Source organism: bacterium (genome assembly GCA_020854115.1).
GTDB lineage: Bacteria > Patescibacteriota > Saccharimonadia > CAILAD01.
Window position 1 is genome coordinate 1 of the sequence record JADZGC010000020.1, and the last position, 18,132, is coordinate 18,132.

19 protein-coding genes and 4 tRNA genes are annotated in these 18,132 nt (G+C 51.7%); 7 read left to right on the top strand and 16 right to left on the bottom strand.

Annotated elements, in window-relative coordinates:
• Positions 1 to 14: 14 nt before the first annotated feature.
• From IT415_03790 to IT415_03805, 4 genes are all read right to left on the bottom strand, one after another.
• On the bottom strand, positions 15 to 698 hold the full coding sequence (locus tag IT415_03790) for an IS1595 family transposase (protein ID MCC7543797.1): 684 nt from the start codon (positions 696 to 698) through the stop codon (positions 15 to 17).
• Positions 699 to 764: 66 nt separating this feature from the next.
• Positions 765 to 2,147, bottom strand: coding sequence for a phospholipid carrier-dependent glycosyltransferase (locus IT415_03795; protein ID MCC7543798.1), 1,383 nt, complete (start codon positions 2,145 to 2,147; stop codon positions 765 to 767).
• Positions 2,148 to 2,475: 328 nt separating this feature from the next.
• Positions 2,476 to 2,551: transfer RNA gene (locus IT415_03800), tRNA-Pro, on the bottom strand.
• Positions 2,552 to 2,571: 20 nt separating this feature from the next.
• On the bottom strand, positions 2,572 to 2,775 hold the full coding sequence (locus IT415_03805) for a hypothetical protein (protein MCC7543799.1): 204 nt from the start codon (positions 2,773 to 2,775) through the stop codon (positions 2,572 to 2,574).
• A 130-nt stretch (positions 2,776 to 2,905) separates the two neighbouring features.
• On the opposite strand from IT415_03805, the gene IT415_03810 reads away from it, so the two are divergent.
• Positions 2,906 to 3,580, top strand: a complete 675-nt coding sequence (locus IT415_03810) for an ion transporter (GenBank protein MCC7543800.1) — start codon at positions 2,906 to 2,908, stop codon at positions 3,578 to 3,580.
• Between the two features lie 32 nt (positions 3,581 to 3,612).
• Here the strand turns inward: IT415_03810 and IT415_03815 are convergent.
• Both IT415_03815 and IT415_03820 read right to left on the bottom strand, forming a co-directional pair.
• Positions 3,613 to 3,689 (bottom strand) — tRNA-Pro (locus tag IT415_03815).
• Positions 3,690 to 3,779: 90 nt separating this feature from the next.
• Positions 3,780 to 4,232 carry a hypothetical protein gene (locus IT415_03820; protein MCC7543801.1) on the bottom strand — a complete coding sequence of 151 codons (453 nt, stop codon included), beginning with the start codon at positions 4,230 to 4,232 and terminating at the stop codon, positions 3,780 to 3,782.
• A 133-nt stretch (positions 4,233 to 4,365) separates the two neighbouring features.
• On the opposite strand from IT415_03820, the gene pyrB reads away from it, so the two are divergent.
• The gene (gene pyrB / locus IT415_03825) at positions 4,366 to 5,319 is read left to right on the top strand and encodes an aspartate carbamoyltransferase (GenBank protein MCC7543802.1); all 954 of its coding nucleotides are present in this window, start codon (positions 4,366 to 4,368) and stop codon (positions 5,317 to 5,319) included.
• Here pyrB and IT415_03830 read toward each other — a convergent pair whose 3' ends face one another.
• The 7 genes from IT415_03830 to IT415_03860 form a co-directional block, all read right to left on the bottom strand.
• Entirely contained in the window at positions 5,320 to 5,532 is a 213-nt protein-coding gene (locus IT415_03830; GenBank protein ID MCC7543803.1) for a DUF4287 domain-containing protein, read from the bottom strand.
• Position 5,533: 1 nt separating this feature from the next.
• Positions 5,534 to 5,965: a DUF1801 domain-containing protein gene (locus tag IT415_03835; GenBank protein ID MCC7543804.1), complete on the bottom strand. Its 432-nt coding sequence runs from the start codon at positions 5,963 to 5,965 to the stop codon at positions 5,534 to 5,536.
• Positions 5,966 to 6,171: 206 nt separating this feature from the next.
• A tRNA-Lys gene (locus IT415_03840) sits at positions 6,172 to 6,248 on the bottom strand.
• Positions 6,249 to 6,461: 213 nt separating this feature from the next.
• Positions 6,462 to 6,641 (bottom strand): hypothetical protein, encoded by a 180-nt coding sequence (locus tag IT415_03845; GenBank protein MCC7543805.1) that lies wholly within the window; start codon positions 6,639 to 6,641, stop codon positions 6,462 to 6,464.
• A 65-nt stretch (positions 6,642 to 6,706) separates the two neighbouring features.
• Positions 6,707 to 7,315, bottom strand: a complete 609-nt coding sequence (locus IT415_03850) for a hypothetical protein (protein MCC7543806.1) — start codon at positions 7,313 to 7,315, stop codon at positions 6,707 to 6,709.
• A gap of 58 nt (positions 7,316 to 7,373) precedes the next feature.
• Positions 7,374 to 7,778, bottom strand: a complete 405-nt coding sequence (locus IT415_03855; protein MCC7543807.1) for a hypothetical protein — start codon at positions 7,776 to 7,778, stop codon at positions 7,374 to 7,376.
• Between the two features lie 24 nt (positions 7,779 to 7,802).
• Positions 7,803 to 7,879: transfer RNA gene (locus tag IT415_03860), tRNA-Arg, on the bottom strand.
• Positions 7,880 to 8,110: 231 nt separating this feature from the next.
• Here IT415_03860 and IT415_03865 point away from each other — a divergent pair.
• The 5 genes from IT415_03865 (at position 8,111) to IT415_03885 (ending at position 14,258) form a co-directional block, all read left to right on the top strand.
• Positions 8,111 to 8,251 (top strand): hypothetical protein, encoded by a 141-nt coding sequence (locus tag IT415_03865; protein ID MCC7543808.1) that lies wholly within the window; start codon positions 8,111 to 8,113, stop codon positions 8,249 to 8,251.
• A 137-nt stretch (positions 8,252 to 8,388) separates the two neighbouring features.
• The gene (gene hisS, locus IT415_03870; protein MCC7543809.1) at positions 8,389 to 9,720 is read left to right on the top strand and encodes a histidine--tRNA ligase; all 1,332 of its coding nucleotides are present in this window, start codon (positions 8,389 to 8,391) and stop codon (positions 9,718 to 9,720) included.
• Between the two features lie 52 nt (positions 9,721 to 9,772).
• A complete protein-coding gene (locus IT415_03875; GenBank protein ID MCC7543810.1) occupies positions 9,773 to 10,270 on the top strand; it encodes a GreA/GreB family elongation factor in 498 nt (165 codons plus the stop codon).
• 945 nt (positions 10,271 to 11,215) lie between these two features.
• The gene (locus IT415_03880) at positions 11,216 to 12,520 is read left to right on the top strand and encodes an insulinase family protein (GenBank protein ID MCC7543811.1); all 1,305 of its coding nucleotides are present in this window, start codon (positions 11,216 to 11,218) and stop codon (positions 12,518 to 12,520) included.
• Between the two features lie 58 nt (positions 12,521 to 12,578).
• On the top strand, positions 12,579 to 14,258 hold the full coding sequence (locus tag IT415_03885; protein ID MCC7543812.1) for an ABC-F family ATP-binding cassette domain-containing protein: 1,680 nt from the start codon (positions 12,579 to 12,581) through the stop codon (positions 14,256 to 14,258).
• 60 nt (positions 14,259 to 14,318) lie between these two features.
• Here the strand turns inward: IT415_03885 and aspS are convergent, their stop codons facing one another.
• The 3 genes from aspS to IT415_03900 form a co-directional block, all read right to left on the bottom strand.
• Entirely contained in the window at positions 14,319 to 15,626 is a 1,308-nt protein-coding gene (aspS, locus tag IT415_03890) for an aspartate--tRNA(Asn) ligase (GenBank protein MCC7543813.1), read from the bottom strand.
• Between the two features lie 10 nt (positions 15,627 to 15,636).
• The gene (locus IT415_03895; protein MCC7543814.1) at positions 15,637 to 16,965 is read right to left on the bottom strand and encodes a hypothetical protein; all 1,329 of its coding nucleotides are present in this window, start codon (positions 16,963 to 16,965) and stop codon (positions 15,637 to 15,639) included.
• Positions 16,966 to 17,073: 108 nt separating this feature from the next.
• On the bottom strand, positions 17,074 to 18,105 hold the full coding sequence (locus IT415_03900) for an amidohydrolase family protein (GenBank protein ID MCC7543815.1): 1,032 nt from the start codon (positions 18,103 to 18,105) through the stop codon (positions 17,074 to 17,076).
• Between the last annotated feature and the right edge of the window lie 27 nt (positions 18,106 to 18,132).

Genomic DNA, 18,132 nt, shown 5'->3' on the forward strand with positions numbered 1-18,132 from the left:
AAGACTAGTTTAGTCTAGTTACGTGCTTCCTTTCGGAGCAGTTCGAGTAACTTTGTGTACATGTTCTCATGTCTCATATTATACCCGAATTCACATTCTTTGAGATGCAGGTTGAAATGGTCTTTTCGTAACCCTCGTAGCTTAGATAGACGAACCTTCGCAATACCCCAGAAGTTCTCAATGCCGTTAATGTGGTTCCTGGGATTATTCTGTGACACAAACTCGTTGTTGCCGTGATTCACGCGGTAATGCCGCTTGTAGCCCCAGTCCACCAGTTCGTCGTAACTACGCCAGCCGTCTGAGCAGATAGCATTATCGGGCTCTGCTTTTATCTGTACAATCTGTTTTAGTGTCTCTTGGCTCACATTAGGTACTATTTGCGTATATACCTTACCGCTACGCTTCAGAAGCCCAAAGACGATAACCTTTCTGCCCGCTCCACGGCCACGGACACCATGCACGCGACGTGGACCAAAGTAGCTTTTGTCAATCCCTACTTCACCAGACATCGGTGAAGTAGTTTCACGGTACTGGGCAATAATAGAGCGGATATACGTCAATAAGCGGCTGACTGTATTGCGATTGAGCCCAGTGAGTGAGGTGATCTGAACGGCTGTCATATTCTCACAAAACAACCGAACAACTTGCCGAGTTTTAGCCTCAGTAATATGTGAATGCTTTAAATACTTGTTTTCCATCTGTTATTTAGTGTAACGGTGAAGGCTAAACTGGTCTTGAACCACTGATAATTGCCTTAAAGATATCTAGCGCCATGTCGGGATGATTGTGCGTAGCCAGGTGAAGAGGATATTGCTTGTCGTGCCGTATGTGAAGGGAAAGATGAGGAGAAAACCGAAGAGCATGACAATTGTACTAGTGAACTGAGATCGGGCACTCATGCGGTCGATGAGGTAGGCGGTGCAGAGTATCGCAAAGCCGAGCGGAATGAAGTAGTGGTAGAGGAACATGACTCGAGAGATGGTCGCAAATGGCAACCAGCTGGCGAGGAAGCCGGCGAGCACGAGACGGCCACCAAACTCCTGAGGCTTCTTGATGGTGCGACGAATCATTTCGACCACTAAGGCCAAGACGCCGATGCTTGATCCCCACCAGATGATTGGGTTGCCGAAAAGCCAGATTTGATTATCGCCCATCACCCAGTAGGCGATCGGGCGTTGCATAATTGGCCAGGTGTACCAGCTGCTTCCATACGGATGGTCGGCAGTGAGTCGTCGGTTTGAGTCATACATCTGATAGTTGAGTTCGATAAACTTCTCAGGGATAGTAATTGCTCGAATATTCGCGTCGCTCTGGTACTGGCTGCCTTCGAGTGTCTTCTGAAAACCAGGAGTCATAAAGGCGTCGCCTTCACCTGTTTTGGTAAGTAATGCGAACTGAATCAAGAAGCTCGAGGCATAGATGAATAAACTCATAGCTAGTAATGCTCCGACGCGCTTCAGCCGGCCGCGTACAGGTGCTTTTGCTAGGAATTCTACAACGAGATATAGCATTAGGAAGACGATACCGGTCCACTTGACGCTCATACTTGCTCCGGCAAGGAGGCCGGTGTAGATGAGCCATTGTCTCGACCGAGTATTGCGCCAGACAAGCCATGCCCAGAGGCTGGCAAACCCGAAGAGAATAAGGAAGCTATCAATCAGGATGAAGCGGCCCTGGGTGATAAGGCTGTTTTCAAGCAATACTGCCAGTCCAATAAGTAGCGCGGTGCGTTGCTTGAGCTTGAGTTGTTTGCCGATCAGGTAGAATATCACTGGCAAGATGGCGCTTGCGAGCCCTGGTAAGAAACGCAAGAAGAGATAGCCATTGTCGGTATAGGTAGTGCCGATGGTCGCAAATGACTGCGTGGGGTTGAATTGGAAAAACCACACGAAGCCCGCAATCAGTAACTTGCCGAGCGGGGGATGGATGTCAAAAAAATAACTGTGCAAATAGTAGGCATTGGCAAATTTGCCGAAATAGACTTCATCAAAAACTGCTTGATTGGGGTAGCCAAAGAGCCAGAAGCGTGAGGCAAATCCTAGAATTAATAATGCAAGTACAGATGCGCGAGTGGGGCGGGATTTTGCCCAGTCAGCAACCGGCTTAATGATGCTCCCACCACGTTTGATCAATGTTTTGATTCGCATAGTTTCCATCCTAGCAAGAAATATCTGCGACCGCGAGTTGGAGTCGGGATGTAAGGAGTATGATGAGCCAAAGACTCGCTTCGTGCGAATCCGTACCTACAAGTATCGAGAAAAAGTGAGTCGTGGATGACGCGTATCTTACAAGCTGACAAGGATCAGGTGATCACCGACATGCTGGAGGTCATCAACGACGCGCGCATCGCGCTGGGTGGTGCTCCGCCGTCTTGGTATCAAGACATCAAAGCAAAACTATTTTCATTCCTTTTAACAGAAATTTGGTGGGGCGAGCGAGCAATCCAATCCGTTTCAATTTTCAAAATGTCTTTGTTGGTCGGGGTGACCGGACTTGAACCAGCGACCTCGTCGTCCCGAACGACGCGCGCTACCAACTGCGCCACACCCCGAGAAGTAGCCGAGCTCTTGTTTAAGACTCGATCGAACTCTTCGGCTTCGACTTCTTGCCAAAATACGCGAGGTAGCAGATCTCAAGAATGCCAAGCGTATTTACGAAAAGCAAGACGATGAACCACACCTTGTCGGCGTTACGCGCTGCCTTCCAGAGGGCGAGCCCTTTCCAGGCAGCCGACCAGATCGCGAAGACAACGAGCAACCAGGCATTTTGCACCAGCCAGGCGCCAACGGTTTGATTGAAGATGATTTGTTCTTGCTGCATACCTTAAGTATACGCCAATCTGGGCACCAGGAATATATACTTCATAGAGATGACAAAAACTGGCCCTTAGCTTAGCATGAGAAGTATGAAGAAGCGAAGCATAGTTCATACCCGTGCCCTTTACAATGATCTTGTTGTAGTGCTGTTCGCTTTTGCGAGCATTGTGTTTCTCGCCTTGGAGTTGAACGGTGACATTTCACCGGCTTCTGCAGTGTGGGTGCGAATCGCAGATACAGGCATCGCGCTTTTCTTCTTAATTGAGTTTATCGTGCGGTTTAAACACGCCAGAAATCGCCGTCGCTTCCTGACATTCCATTGGTGGGAATTATTGGCCGCAATTCCCGTGACGAGCACGGTCACACAGGCTTTGCGTAGTGCGCGATTCGTGCGGGTGATCGAGGTCTTAAGTGTCTTGCGAGCGACTGGCCGGCTTGAAGTCACGGGCGAAGTCTTGGGGAGTAAGACAAAGACGCCATATATATTTGAGGCACTGGCCAGCCTGTTCGCGCTTATATTCATTATTGCGGTACTATTCTTTGAGCTCGAATATGGACGTAACCCAAACGTACATTCATTGTGGGATGCATTTTGGTGGTCGGCCACTACCTTCACGACGACCGGCTATGGGGATATTACGCCCGTGACAGTGGGCGGGCGGATATTTGCTATGCTCACGATGTTTATGGGGCTCATAACGGCTGCGGTTTTTACCGGAGCCGTCGTGAAGTACGTATCAACTCGCAAGAAGCAGAAGAAATAAAATGACCAGTATAGTCGCTGATCATTTTATCATGGTCGGGGTGAGAGGACTCGAACCTCCGGCCTCCTGCTCCCAAAGCAGGCGCGCTAGCCAACTGCGCCACACCCCGTCGTAAACCGCTTAATCCTACCTGAAAACCGTGCATTTATCAAGGTATAAAGCAAAAGGCTCACCCACAGTTAGTGGATGAGCCCTGAAATTATTCGCAGCCGTCAGTGGATTGCTCTGACTCGGGTAGCTTCTTGAAGCCGAGGATGTTGGGGAAATTACTCGTTGGTCCGAAACGCCACCCCTTGTACTTGACGTTGTATCGGACGCCGACCTTCAGCTTGCCGTAAGCATCTGCGGTGTCGAACCTCATATTGAGTAGCGCATCCTTCATGACAAAAGTACCGGTATCGGTGTAGATGCGGTACTCACCACCACCTTCCACAGCAACGCGTTCTTTGTCGCAGATGGTGGCCTCTCGCCAGTGTGTGGTGTTCATGTTGACCAGTGCGCTCACGATCAAAACGACTACCACGATCACGGCGATGACGCCGATGAAGGATGTGCCGATCCCCATTATGCAGCCACGGTTGTCGCGCGACTCGTCGTTGAGGCGGAACTGAGGAAGCCTGGTGTACGGGTCGGGGTTCGGGGGTGATGTCACGTGCTCTCCTAGGTGCGAAATGGACGGCGATATAATAACACTCAAATAATATTATGTCAATATATGAGTGCGAACTGAGTGTGCTATAATTCTGTCAATTTGGGCGCAAGTAAGAAAACAAGAAGGAGGGATTATGGTAGATCAAACGACAACACGACACATCTTGCGAGGACAGGATTTTACCCCAGAGCTGCTGGGGCTTTTGTTTGATAGGGCAGACGAGCATCTCAAGGTACTTGGGGATCGTGATGCAATCAGTGTGCTGCAGGAGCGCGGAAAGGGTGCACATATATTTACGCTCTTCTACGAGCCCTCGACGCGCACGCGCCTGAGTTTCGAGACAGCCGCTCATAACCTCGGACTTGGGGTGATCGGTACAGAAAACGCTCGCGAATTCTCCTCGGCTTCAAAAGGAGAAACGATCGAAGATACTATCCGAGTGCTCAATCAATATAGACCAGCTGCGATTGTGATGCGCCATCACGAAGAGGGTGCCGCCGAGCGAGCAGCTGCGGTGAGTGAGGCACCAGTCATCAATGGTGGCGATGGGCGAGGGCAGCATCCGACGCAAGCCTTGCTCGATCTTTTCACGATCAAGACGGAGCTTGGGCGCACGGATAATTTACATGTAATAATCGGTGGTGACTTAGCCAACGGTCGTACGGGTCGCTCGCTGGTCTATCTGCTCTCGAAGTTTCCAAAAGTTCATTTCACCTTCGTCGCGCCAGAAAGTCTCGAGATGGCGAACGATATCAAGGACCACCTCAAGGAGCACGGCCTGACCTATGATGAGACGCGCGAGCTCGATGGTGTGCTGGCTGACGCAGACGTAGTGTATTGGACACGAGTGCAGAAGGAGCGTTTGGCCGAGGGGGTTGATTATCAAGCAGTGTCACAGCAGTACGAGCTAGGACGAGAGCATCTGGCGAAGATGAAGTCAGACGGTATCATCATGCACCCGCTGCCGCGCGTGAATGAAATTAAGGCCGAGGTGGATAGCGACAAGCGTGCGGCCTACTTCCGTCAGGCGGGGTACGGCTTACCGATCCGCATGGCGCTGTATGAGTGGGCTTTAAAGCTAATATAACTACGAGTCACTGCCCATGTGGGGCTTGATGGTCGCGTAGATGGCGCGCGCATGGCCGAGGCCGAGATCGAATTCTTGCTTGAGCCAGTCGGTGATTTGTGTCGCCTTTACCCCGGGCTTGAGCAAGCCAGCAGCCTTTGCGAGCTTGAGGAAATTTTCAGGTGTCTTGCCGGTTTTTGCTTGGATATTGTCGATATATGCCTGGAAGGTCATACTAGCTCTCCTGGACGAGCTTGTAATGATACGCGTTACGGATCATTTCCTTTAGTACCGTTACGTCAATATCTGCGAGTGACTTTATATAAATACAGCCTTTACCGATTTCAACTGGCCCGAGCTTGCTGAGCAAGTCTTCGTTGGTTTGGATCTGGTCATAAAACTTGAGCCCATACAGCACGATCTTTGGCTTACGCATAGCAAAGCCGACTTTGAGCGCGTCTCCTTCGCGCCCACTTGGATATTTGTAATGATATGAACCAAAGCCGACCATACTTGGCCCCCATAGTACTGGTTTCTCGCCAGTAGCTTCGCTCATGATCTTGATGAGCTGTTCGGCGTCCGCACGACGCTCTGGCTTGTCGATCTTGTCGAGATACTCAGATATCTTCTGATCGGTGGGTTGAGTTTTATTCTGAGAAGTGGTCATAGGTTGATTATACTAAAAACCACCATAAAGGGGTGGTTTTTTGATGGAGGGCCATCTGGGGTTATCGCTTCGCGATATAATCGTCGTCGCTCGAAAAATCACGAAGTGCTCTTCTGATTTATTCTCGCTCCTAGCTTATCGAACCCAGCCTGCGTCGAGCATCGCATCTCCATATTAAAACCCCCGCTTGCGCGAGGGCTTTAATATGGAGGGCCATCTGGGGCTCGAACCCAGGACACTCTGCTTAAGAGGCAGATGCTCTAACCAACTGAGCTAATGGCCCGTGTGTAATCTATGCAATCATGTGGTAGTTGCGCTTAGGACCATAAACATCTGCCTGAAGTGGCAGAGATTAAACGCGCACAGAGTGCGACAACCAACTGAGCTAATGGCCCGGATGTTGGGATGGCCGTCATCGCTACGGATCGTTTAAGGAGCGGCTGACAACCTAACTCCTCCCAGAACCACAAAATCATACCTTATTTTATGACCATATTCAAGTAGTCGCCTCGAGAAAATCCCAAAACTGTGGCCAGGATTTGTGCACGCATCCACGATGTGCAAAATCTAATGTTTGTCCGCGGACTTTGACAAGCATGGTGATTGCCCATACGACCCGGTGGTCGCGCGACGTGATTATCTCATTATGTTCGGCTCGCTTAAGTTGCTCTTCCATCTCGACAATGCGGTTCGTTTCATGCCCGACCAGTGCCGGCCAACGGCTCTTGCCCGCTTCGGGGCTTATGAGCCTAAACGTGCGGGCGAAGCAATAGTCATCAGCTTGTCGAGGGTGAAAATCAAAGCCTTTCCCAGCAAGATCGCACACGAATGCCTCTGCTTGCGCTTGTATAGTTGCGTCGCGCTTTGGTATCCAGCCGGTTGCTTGATGCTGTTTCTAGTGATCGATGGCGAGGTAGGTGAGTGCAAGCTTAAACGGCGGATGCGTGACGCGGGCAGGATCACTATTGAGTGCGGCAGCCGAGGTCCACTGTGAGGTGTGGCTGTCGAGAGTAGCGGGATTTCTTGTGGCTGATGCGCGATTCCCGGATTGCCCGTGATGGGGCGATCGCGCAGCGTCCCGTGTGTGACGAAGTCTTTGTGTAGTCCTTTTCGCCGGGCGGTGAATTGTAGAAAGCGGTATAGTGTGCCAGACTCACCCACATCGACTGGCTGGTCAGTGTGCCAAGTTTGCAGGGCTCGCTCCAGGGCGAGCAGGTCATCACTGAGGTGGTCGCGTTCGGCGTGGAGAAAATCGATAATTTGCGTACGGCCATGGATGATGTCGAGCAAGCCCAAACGAATAATTAATGATTTGTCCCAAGGGGTGTATTGATTGTTATAGGACGCCATACATTGGTCATATATGAAAACCCCACCGGATGGTGGGGTGTAGTGTGGCTCAATGATCTCAGCTTGCTCGTAGAGATAAGCCCAATTCATCAAGCTTGGCGACTACTTCGTCAACAGACCTCTGTCCGAAGTTGGTGATAGCCAGCAGATCGGCAGCGGATTTGAGCAGTAGCTCACCGAGAGTATGGACCTGTGCTCGCTTGAGGCAGTTGTACGGACGCTCAGAAAAGCCGAGACTCTCAATCTTTCTATCTAGCAGCGCGCTTGGTACTTCAGGATCTGTCTGGATGGAGATATCGGCAAGAGAAAGACTTACATTTGCTGCTTTGAGCAAACGCAATAGCTCTGCAAGATTTGCGAACACGACTTCTGGTGGCCCTTCGAGGCTGAGCGGTACGCGGACACTGATTCTGGGCATGGCTCCTCCTGGAGAGAATAGGTGCGAATTAATGTATATTAGCATAAATAATAAAAAAGTCAATAAAAATGGCGCGCCCTGAGGGATTCGAACCCCCGACCTTCTGTTCCGAAGACAGACGCTCTATCCAGCTGAGCTAAGGGCGCGTGGTGATATGTTGTATATCAGATTGATTCTACAGGTTTAGCACAAAAAAACCAAGCGCGCTGCTGACACATCACTTGGTGTTTAGTGCCACTCTTCGTTACTCGTGCTTGCTGCTAATGCTTATTATACACCCTAGTCAAACTATACTTTACAATATACTTGATTTATTTCATAGCAAATGTACAATAGGGGCATACCTCATGCTGTCTATTCGAGAAAGGGGGTGAAACATGCCGCGACGAGTCGGTAATATAAGTGGTAAGAAGCGCAAGAACAGTCACAAGCAGCGCGCTCATGGCAGTGGTGCCAAGAGCCACCAGTACAAGGCGAAGAAGAGCTCTCGTCCGCCTCGCGCCCGACCGGCTTCCTGATCCTCGGCTGGAGGCACTCGCATGATCAATCAATTCGCACCTCGGTGCACCTAACGTCTCGACTGCTTCTGTGGTCGAGACGTTTTTCTATGTGGCGAGATTTTGCCAGATACGACAAAACCCTCCATAATACAATTATGACTAAGATCAAGAAAAAGAATCGCGTGACCCCTCGTCGGCCGAGTGGTTTTCCGGAATACAGTCCAGCAGAGCAACTGGAGTTTAATCGTCTGTTGGGCGTGATTCGTGCTAGCTATGAATCGGCCGGCTTCACGCCAATCGAGACACCGGCTCTTGAGCTGTCGGAGGTCTTGCTGGCGAAAGGTGGCGGCGACACGGAGAAGGAAGTGTTTCGCTTCGGCAAAGGGAGTAAGGACTACGTGATGCACTATGATCTGACTGTGCCCCTCGCTCGCTATGTAGCAGAGCACCAAAACAATCTCGTCTTTCCCTTTCGCCGCTCGCAGATTCAGAAAGTGTGGCGAGCTGAGCGAGCTCAAAAGGGTCGCGCCCGCGAATTTTATCAGTGTGATGCAGACGTGGTGGGCGAGACGGACGTCGCTGTCGACGGTGAGTTGATTGCGTTGGCAGCGCAGACGATTCGGTTACTCGACATCGGAAAGTTTGTTATTAAGGTCAATAACCGTAAGCTTTTGACGGGTATGTACGAAGCACTTGGCCTGCAAGATAAGAATGTAGAGATCCTGCGCCTGATCGATAAGCTCGAGAAGATCGGCAGTGAAGAGGTCGTCAATGGCTTGATGAAGCTTGGTCTGACGCCAGAATCTGCGGAGCAGTTACTTGAGCTCATGCACCTTAGCGGCCCAGTCGATCAAGTATTGACGGTTCTGCATGAGAAGCAGATTACCAATGCGACTTTTGTGCGCGGGATTGAGGAGCTGGAGCGGGCGCTTGATGCGGCGCGCGCGGCTGGCGCTAAGGATGCAGAGCTTGAGATCGACTGCTCGAAGGCGCGCGGCCTAGACTATTACACTGCCACCGTTTTTGAGACGGTGCTGACCGACATGCCTGAGCTCGGAAGCGTGTGTTCGGGCGGCAGATTTGACGATTTGGCTTCATATTATACCGACCGCTCGCTGCCAGGCGTCGGTATCTCGATTGGTTTGACACGACTCTTTGACGGATTACTGTTTGCGAAAAAAGTAGATATTTCTCGTCAGACAACCAGTCAAGTAATTGTCTATGCGCTCGACGAGGCAGCCTGGGAATCAGCCGGAGATATCGCGCAAGAGTTGCGTCAGCATGGCTGCGTGGCAGAGCTAGTGCTTACAGAGTCTAAACCTGCCAAAGTATTTAGTCGAGCCGATAAACTTGGGGTGGCGGTCGTGTGTATACTCGGCGAAAAAGAGCTTGCTGCACATACGGTCGCAGTCAAAAATCTACGTACGGGTGAACAGTCGGAGATTGCTCGCACCGAGTTGGTGCAATTTGTGCGTCACTTAGTTTAAACTGTAAGAATGTTTTGACAGTTTGAGCCGGCAGGTGCTACAATGGTCCTTTATGCAGCACACTCATGTACGACAAGCGGCTCACAAGCCAATCATAAGTCTGGCAGAAAAAGCTGCGATCGAGGCTCGCATTCGCATACTCTATAGCGAGGATGCCGTGGCCACGGAGGAGCTCGCTGATGCCACACACAATGGAGCGGAAACGTATCATGATAACGCCGCCTTCGATGCGGCCAAGGATAAGAAAAACCTTGCCCAAGCAGGGTTAGGCAAACTGCTGACGCTCTTACGCCAAGCAGAGGTTGTCGAGTCGAATGTACCGACGAAAGCGGCGATCGGCACGAAGGTTCGCTATAGAGATGAAGATAGTGGGCAGGAGTATGAGATCAAGCTTGCTGGCGATGGGGCGTGGCTGATGGATGGCGAATGGGCAAGCGCCTATGCGCCGATCGGCAAACTCTTGCTTGGCGCGAAGCCGGGTGAATCACGCAGTGGACAGATTGGTGATCGAACGGTTTCTCTAACGGTACTCGATATAGATAGCTTGTAAAAAATACTACATAGTGTTATAGTAATACTTCGTACCTACTCCCCAGGGAAGGACCCTAGATGGATAATCCGTACAAATGTACTCGTAGCGGCTGTGATCGTGGTTTCGCCACAGACGAAGAGCGTAAGCGGCATGCCACAGAGCCCCATCAACCTTGTCCACATGGCTGTAATCGGAGCTTCACGACCCATGGACTTGCGAGCCACGTCAAGTCGTGCGAGCTGAACCCGGAGCGCACACGCGGACGCATCCCCTGTATTCATCAAGGTTGCACAGCCCGCTTCGCCGACCAAGCTGCATTCTCTGCGCATGCCGCAGAGTCGCACGCAGCCTGTGTCTGTGGCTCAGAATTCACAACGACTTCGCTGCGCAAGCACCAAGTGCGATGTGGGGTCTACCTCGCGGCACAAGCCGAGGCACGTGAGAGTGTGGGTTGTCACGGTTGCCACGAAGCGATCTGTGAGGGCGAACACTTTCTCGTGCTGCAGATCAATTTCCGAACTCGTATGGCATCATCATTTCGCATGGTTCGAGATGTCGCACCTACCACGATCGAGGATATTACCCTCCACGGCCCGTATTGCTTCATGCAGTGGGCTCTCAACAATGAGTTGATCACCAATGTCTTTGGTCAGTCATGGGGGGATGGTGACTCGTTAGTACCTGCTACAGGTGACCAATGGCGAAGATCGTTGGGTATTGCTGCCAGAGCTTCTCAATGAGATTGGTGCGAGGGCTAATGGTCGCGGTTTTGGAAAGATGGTGCGGGAGTTTGACGGCACTGTCAGGCCGGCCACAGCCGAAGAGAGCACCCGGATTAGCGCTATGCACCATACCAACCGACTGACCATAATCAACAATTGAGCTTCAATATCGAAGCCTGCCCCGAGCACAGTACGTGCTTGGGGCTTTATTCTTATCTCAACCAGGAGTAGGCTAGAGATTATGAAACACGAGACATACGAGATTCCACTTAAGAACGGCGGCCGCTTGGTCGTTATCCACGTGCCTGGCTCGCCGATCTTTCATCTCGAGACGCACGTCAATAGTGGGCATCGGTTTGCGAAGAAGTCTCAATACGAACTCCCACACTTGCTCGAGCACCTCGCACTTGAAGGCTCCAAGCGCTTCCCAGATCCACGCACCATTCGTTTTGAGCTAGAAAAGTATGGTATCTATCACAATGCCTTCACCTCGCTGGACCGCAATTGGTATGAATTCTACGGCGCGAAGGAATATATGACGCACATCGTTGATCTGGCGTACGAATGGTTACTCGAGCCAACTTTTACAGAGGAGGCAATCGCTCAGCAGAAGCAGGTCGTGGAGAACGAGTTGACGCAGCGCGATGCAAATGTCGAGCAGCGACTCGGCTACGCGATGTACCAAGCAACGAAGAATGGCTTAGTGCCGAGCTGGAAGCAGCGCATTAAGTCGATGAGCACAATCTCGCGACAAGACATTCTCGACTATCACGCAACATATTACCGCCCCTCAAACCTGACGCACATGATCACAGGCGATCTGCCGAAGTCGCAGGTGACCGTTATCCAGCAGCAGATCGAAGACAAGCTTGCGGGTATGCCGAGTGGCAAACGCCAGACTATGACGCCGGTTATTCCAACGTCGCCGAAGGCCATGACGATTGCGGTTGATCATCCAGAGAAGAGCGCTGTGCAGTTTGATCTGAGCTTTGTGTTGCCAGGATTTGACGCTGAGTTTGATAAGCAACACTTCACGTCGTTGAGGATCTTCCAGACGATTCAGGCCGCAGGATTATATGCGCGACTTTTCGAAAAAACGCGCGCCGCTGGGTTGACTTATACCATCGGTATGGAAATCGGTGCGAATCAAGAATTTAGCTTCTTGGATATCTACGACAAAGTGAAGCCTGAGAATATGCAGCCACTCCTTGAGCTCGTGTTTGCTGAAATGCGTGCCGTTGCTGCTGGTGGGTTTACCGATGAGGAGCTCGAGCGAGCGATTGGCTTCCGGGTTGGTAAGATGGCACTGCGTTTTCAGACGGCGCTTAATTTTACTTCTTGGTATGAAGACGCTTATATCTACGGCATGCCGCTGTATTCGCCGGATGATGTGCTGCGCGAGCTCCAGGCTGTCACGCGCGATTCTGTTGTCGAAGCAGTTCGGCGATTCTTTACGGCAGGGGAGTTACAGCGTCGACTTGGCGTCGCAAGTGCTGCGAAGCTCGACCCGGCCGTTGAGCAATTAGTGCGGGACTTCAAGATCTAAAGCTTAATACCTCCTGGCTTCTACCAGATAAGCGCCAGATATAGTACAATAGAAGACCATGATTAAGCTGCAAAATCTACATTTTGAATACGGCCACACGCCCATTCTTGACGCGATTACTTTCAATATCGGTCCTGGCGACCGCATAGGTTTGATTGGACCAAATGGTGCAGGTAAGTCGACGCTTCTGAAGATCGTCGCCGGCGAGCTGCAGCCTGCTGATGGAACGATTGATCGTACTAGCGACATCGTCGGATTCATGCCACAGGAGCTAACCCAGTGGCGTGAGCTGACGGTGCAGCAATGCGTTGAGGAGCTGACGGGAGTGGCTGGAGCGTATAGAGCGCTCGACGAGGCAAGCCAGAGTCTCGGTGAAGATGATAATGCGTATAATCAGGCTCTCGAGCGGCTCGAATCTCTTGGAGCGTATTCACTGGATGAGCGCCTGCCTCGTGCCTTGCGTGAAGTAGGGCTGCCAGCAAACATACTTGATCGCACTGTCGGTGATCTCTCCGGCGGTCAGCAGACTAAGCTAGCTCTGGCGAGCATCTTAGTTGCGCAATATGATGTGTTTTTACTCGATGAGCCAACCAACAATCTCGATATCGCGGGCATTGAAGCACTGCAGAAGTTTATCAAAGAATCCAAGGCTGGTTTCTTGATCATCTCGCACGATCGAAGTTTCTTGCGCGCAATCATGAATAAGATCGTGGTGCTGAAGGACGCGGCCGGTGGTATGGATTACTTTGGTGGTGGCTTTGCAGCTTGGCGCGAGCAGACTGCTCGTGAACGTGATGCACAAGCTCGTGCGCACCGCGTGGCAGAGCTGGAGCGTGAGAAGCTTGAGTCAGCCCTCGAGCGCCGCGCGGCTGCCAGTGTGACGAGTGATCGTAATGATGCTGGCAAACGAGATAATGACAAAATGGCGACTGACCGCAAGAGCCAGAATGCCGGTAAGACCTTGGCGCGTGCTGCGAAGGCACTCGAGACGCGCCTAGAACGACTTGATGAAGTCGAGCGCCCTGATGAAGAAGTCGATCTGACCGTACTCTTCCCAACGACACAAAACCGACCCGGCGGCGATATGGCTTCATTGGCTGGCGCTATAGTCGATTATGGTGAAAAGCAATTAGGACCATATGATCTTGTGGTGCGCGGAGATGATCGAATCGCTATCGTTGGGCCAAATGGCGAAGGTAAGTCGACGCTCGTAAAGCTTCTCGCGGGGTTGATCGATCCGGTTAAGGGCGAGCGCAACGTGGCTGAAGCAACCAAGATTGGCTACATCGCTCAGCAGCCAGAATTTGAGAAACCAGAAGAATCGCTGGTAGATAATGTGGCGCGCATGGCCGGTGTAGACGAGACGAAAGCTGCTACTGAGCTGGCGCGCTTCGGTATTGCGCGAGAAGGACAGCTCGTGGCCGCACAACAGGTGAGTCCTGGTCAGCGAGGGAAGGCATTTCTGGCGGTGCATGCGCTGCGAGCCACGAATCTACTCATCCTTGATGAACCGACGAATCACCTCGACGTGCACGCCAGTGAAGCGCTCGGTAAAGCCTTGGCAACCTATCCTGGCACGCTGATCGTCGTCAGCCACGACCGTGATTTTCTCAATGAAGTCCAGATCAAACGCTACGTCGTCGTGCAAGAAGGCAAGGTCCTTGGCGAGAAAGAGTCGCTAGCCTACGCGCGTACACACGGGCTTATGAAGGATGCGAATGGGGACGTTGCGAAGTAGTATAGATTAATTCATTTAATAAGAAGTGGCCCAGGATTATATATCCTGGGCCACATGTTTTTACGGCGTGAGTCGGTTCGGTCCGCGATAGACGAACGTCACTTCGCGAACTGACTTCAAGCCTAGAAGAATCATCAAGATTCGTGTGAGACCGATTCCGCAGCCTCCGTGGGGAGGGCAGCCGTATCGGAACGAATCCAGATAGTTTCTCAAGGGCTCTTCATCGAGCCCCTTTTCAAGTGCCTGGGCTCGCAGCTGTTCGAGTCGATGCTCACGCTGCGCACCCGTAGTGATCTCGAGGCCCTTCCAGAGAAGGTCAAAACTTCGGGTCATCCCGGGGGCATCCGCTTCCCGCATGTGATAGAACGGTCGTGCAGATGACGGCCACTCCGTCACAAAGACGAACTCATGTCCGAACTCAGACATGACATGGCGACTAAGAGCTCGTTCGCTCTCAGGGTCGAGATCGTCAGACTTGAACGGGATATGCCCACTTGCTTTGGCGATCTCTTGTGCCTCGGCGAGAGTGATGCGCGGGAACGGAACAGTCGGAACGATCAGCTCGACACCGAATTCGGTGTGAATCTCGTCTTTGAGTTCTTCCGCGACACGCTGAATGACCCATTGGAGCCAGAGCTCTTCCATGGCCATGACGTCTTCGGGCGAGTCGATCCAAGCCATTTCCATATCTACTGAGGTAAACTCGGTGTCATGGCGGCTTGTGAAGGAAGGGTTCGCCCTGAAGACTGGACCAATCTCAAATACTCGGTCGATACCTGCAGCCATGGCAAGTTGCTTGTAGAACTGAGGTGACTGAGCCAGTGAAGCACTCTTTCCGAAGTACGGCAGTGTGAACAATTCACTGCCAGACTCACTCGCCGTGCCCATGAGCTTGGGTGAATGAATCTCGATGAATCCCTGGTTGTGCCAGAATTCACGCATCGCACGTTCTACGGCAGTCTGCACCCTCATGATGAGCTGCCATCGTGGAGTGCGTAGCGACAAGGCCCGCCAGTCAAGCTGCAGCTCTTCAGAAGATCGATCGTCGATTGGCAGTGGCGATTCGGCCAAACCATGAACGATCAGCTCGGAGAGGAGAATTTCCACGCCACCCAGCCTTGCGGAAGGGTTGGCGGCGATACGCCCCCGAGCTTCTACTGCTGAGCCAGCAGTCAGCTGAGAAATTACTTCTGCGACCTCCGGTCGAGCCTCTCGGTCGTTGACGAGCTGCACACGTCCGGTTGAGTCGCGAAGAATGACGAATTGCATTCGCTTCTGGTCGCGGATGACCTCGACGAAGCCCGTAACTGTGACGGCTTCGCCGTCACGATCTTGTGTTACCTCTTGAATCGAGCGTTTCTCGATCATGCTTTTCCTTTCAGGGATAGAAGCGTCGACCGGCGACGCGAGGAAATGGGATCGTGTCTCTTACATGTGGAATTGAGAGGAACCAGCGGATTGACCGCTCAAGCCCCATCCCGAATGCGATGTGTGGCGAACACCCAGCGTCATGTACCTCACGAACGAACTCGTAGCGTGGGTCATCATGCTTGTTTTTTTCGGTCATTCGCTCATGCAACATTGCGGGGTCGAAGATTTTCTCTGCGATGCCGAGAAGCTCCCCATACCCATCGCTGGCGATCAGATCCGCAACCATCGTGAGGCGGTTGTCATCTGGGTCAATCACGTAGGGGAATGGCTCTACAACTCTTGGGATGCCAACGATCCAGAACGGACCGTCAAAGAGTCTTGCGAGAGCCTCTTCTTCATTGGTGCCAAGCCCTTGTCCGAACTCGATATCGAAGCCATTATCGGCCAGGTAGTTGATTGCGTCTTCATAGCTGATTCGTGCGAATGGAATATTCATGCCATCTTCGCGCGGCGTAACGCCGAGTGTGGTCATGAATTCGGCACCTTCCTCATTGAGGTGGCGGTTCATGAAGGCAATGAAATCCTCGACGAGTGCCATGATGTCTTCACGATTACCCCAGGCGAGCTCGGCCTTGATGTGCCAATACTCTGAGAGGTGCCGCTTGCTACGTGACTCTTCGCCCCGGAAGCTTGGTGCCATGTTGAAGACACGTTCGAATGCCTGTGAGGCAGCCTCGAGGTAGAATCCAGCACATTGTGAGAGAAACGCGGGTTCACCATGCACCTCAAGATCGATCGCGGTGCGGTCGTCGTAGAGTGGTGCAGGGACAAGAATCGGAGCATCAAACTCGAGAAAGCCATTCTGTGCAAACCACCGGCGCGCGACGTCCATCACAAGTGATCGGAATCGCATGAGCGCCATGACCTTCGGGTTTCGCATGTAGATATGACGTTTGCTCATCAGGAGGTGAGTAAACTGCGGATCGAAGATGTCAAAGTCGGCTCGCGGTGCAGGGGTTGGCAGTGAAGCGGCCTCATTGATGAGCTCGAGGTCTTCGACCTTGAGCTCAATATCTTGAGTGCGCTGATTGATTGTCAGTGTTCCCACTGCTTTCACACAAGACTCGACAGAGAGTTTTGAAGCGATATTGTACAGATTGCGATCAGCGTCACCCGCTAGGACTACAATTTGCATGAAGCCTGTTGAATCGGCGATATCGATGAATACAACGTCCCTATGGACGCGCTTATTTGCAACCCAGCCAAATAGCTCGACTGAATCGCTGACGCCTGCGGCGCCAGATGCCTTGAGATCATTGATGAACTGTGTTTTCACACTAGCCCCCTTGTAAAGGTACGAGTGAATAAACTATAACACTTAATTGAAAAAATTACAATAATGTTACAAAATAAATTGCCAGTGCGTTATGCACTGGCAATGATCTTAAATAAACTTATACAGCTCTCTGGCATTTTCGTAAAACACCTTATTCTTAATGCTCTCTTGGTCGGTAGGAGAGGCATACGTTGCAGCAATACCTTCTCTCAATGCTCCGATGGCTTGCCAATGCATGTGAGTGGCCTCATCTGCCAAATAGCCAAAATCTCGCTCTTCATCAGGGTCTACCCAGTGGTATCCGCGAGCAGCAAGTCGCTGACCCTTTACGGGGTGAGTGTACGCGACGGCGCGTACTAGATTTAGTGGCTCATCGGAGCCGTACATGATTCTTGCTGATCCGAATGCCTGTAAGGCCATCGAAACCACTTCGGATGATGGGATCATCGCCGTATCCATATGTACGTGTTCATATTGTGCTGCTGCCCTATATGCCTCGAGGAGTCCAGGCACTGGGAGGTGTGGCAGGCCCAGATGGGCAAGCACAATGCGTTGCTCGGGGAAATCTCTGACAAGCTGTGCGAGCTGCTCGAAGCAAACCGTGATCATTTTTGGCAGATGGAGAATGATTGGAATTCCGAGTTCCTGCGTGACCTCGAGTACTTCTGGTGGGAAGTATTCGTAGATTCGCGTTGCGGGCGGGATCCAATACATGTAATACATCTTGAGCGCTGCAAACCGCATTGAATTGAGTTGCGCAATCGTGTAGGCGGCGTCGTCCGGAATGCCATAGAGTGCAACTCGATCCCCTGGCGGAGACTGGCTGATTAGATAGGCATTTGCCGCACGGTGATCAATACCTTTTGATGCATGGGCAAAGCGAAGTGACATGACCCTTTTCCCTGGGAAGAATCGTGCTTTCATTTGCGCTGAATGCTGCAAGTCATGCCAAGGGAAAGTCGACATCATGTGCTGCAGAATAGCTGCCGGGAGGTTTTCTAGGTGCTCTTCTGCGTTGCAATGTGCATGTGCATCGATAATCGTGTCTGGCAGCCAGGCCATTAGATCTAACGCAAGCTTGACTTCTTCGTCTGAAAATGCTAATGCTTGATCGAAATATTGCTCTACTGGAATGTCCATGAGAGTCCTTTTTCAGGTGTGGGTACA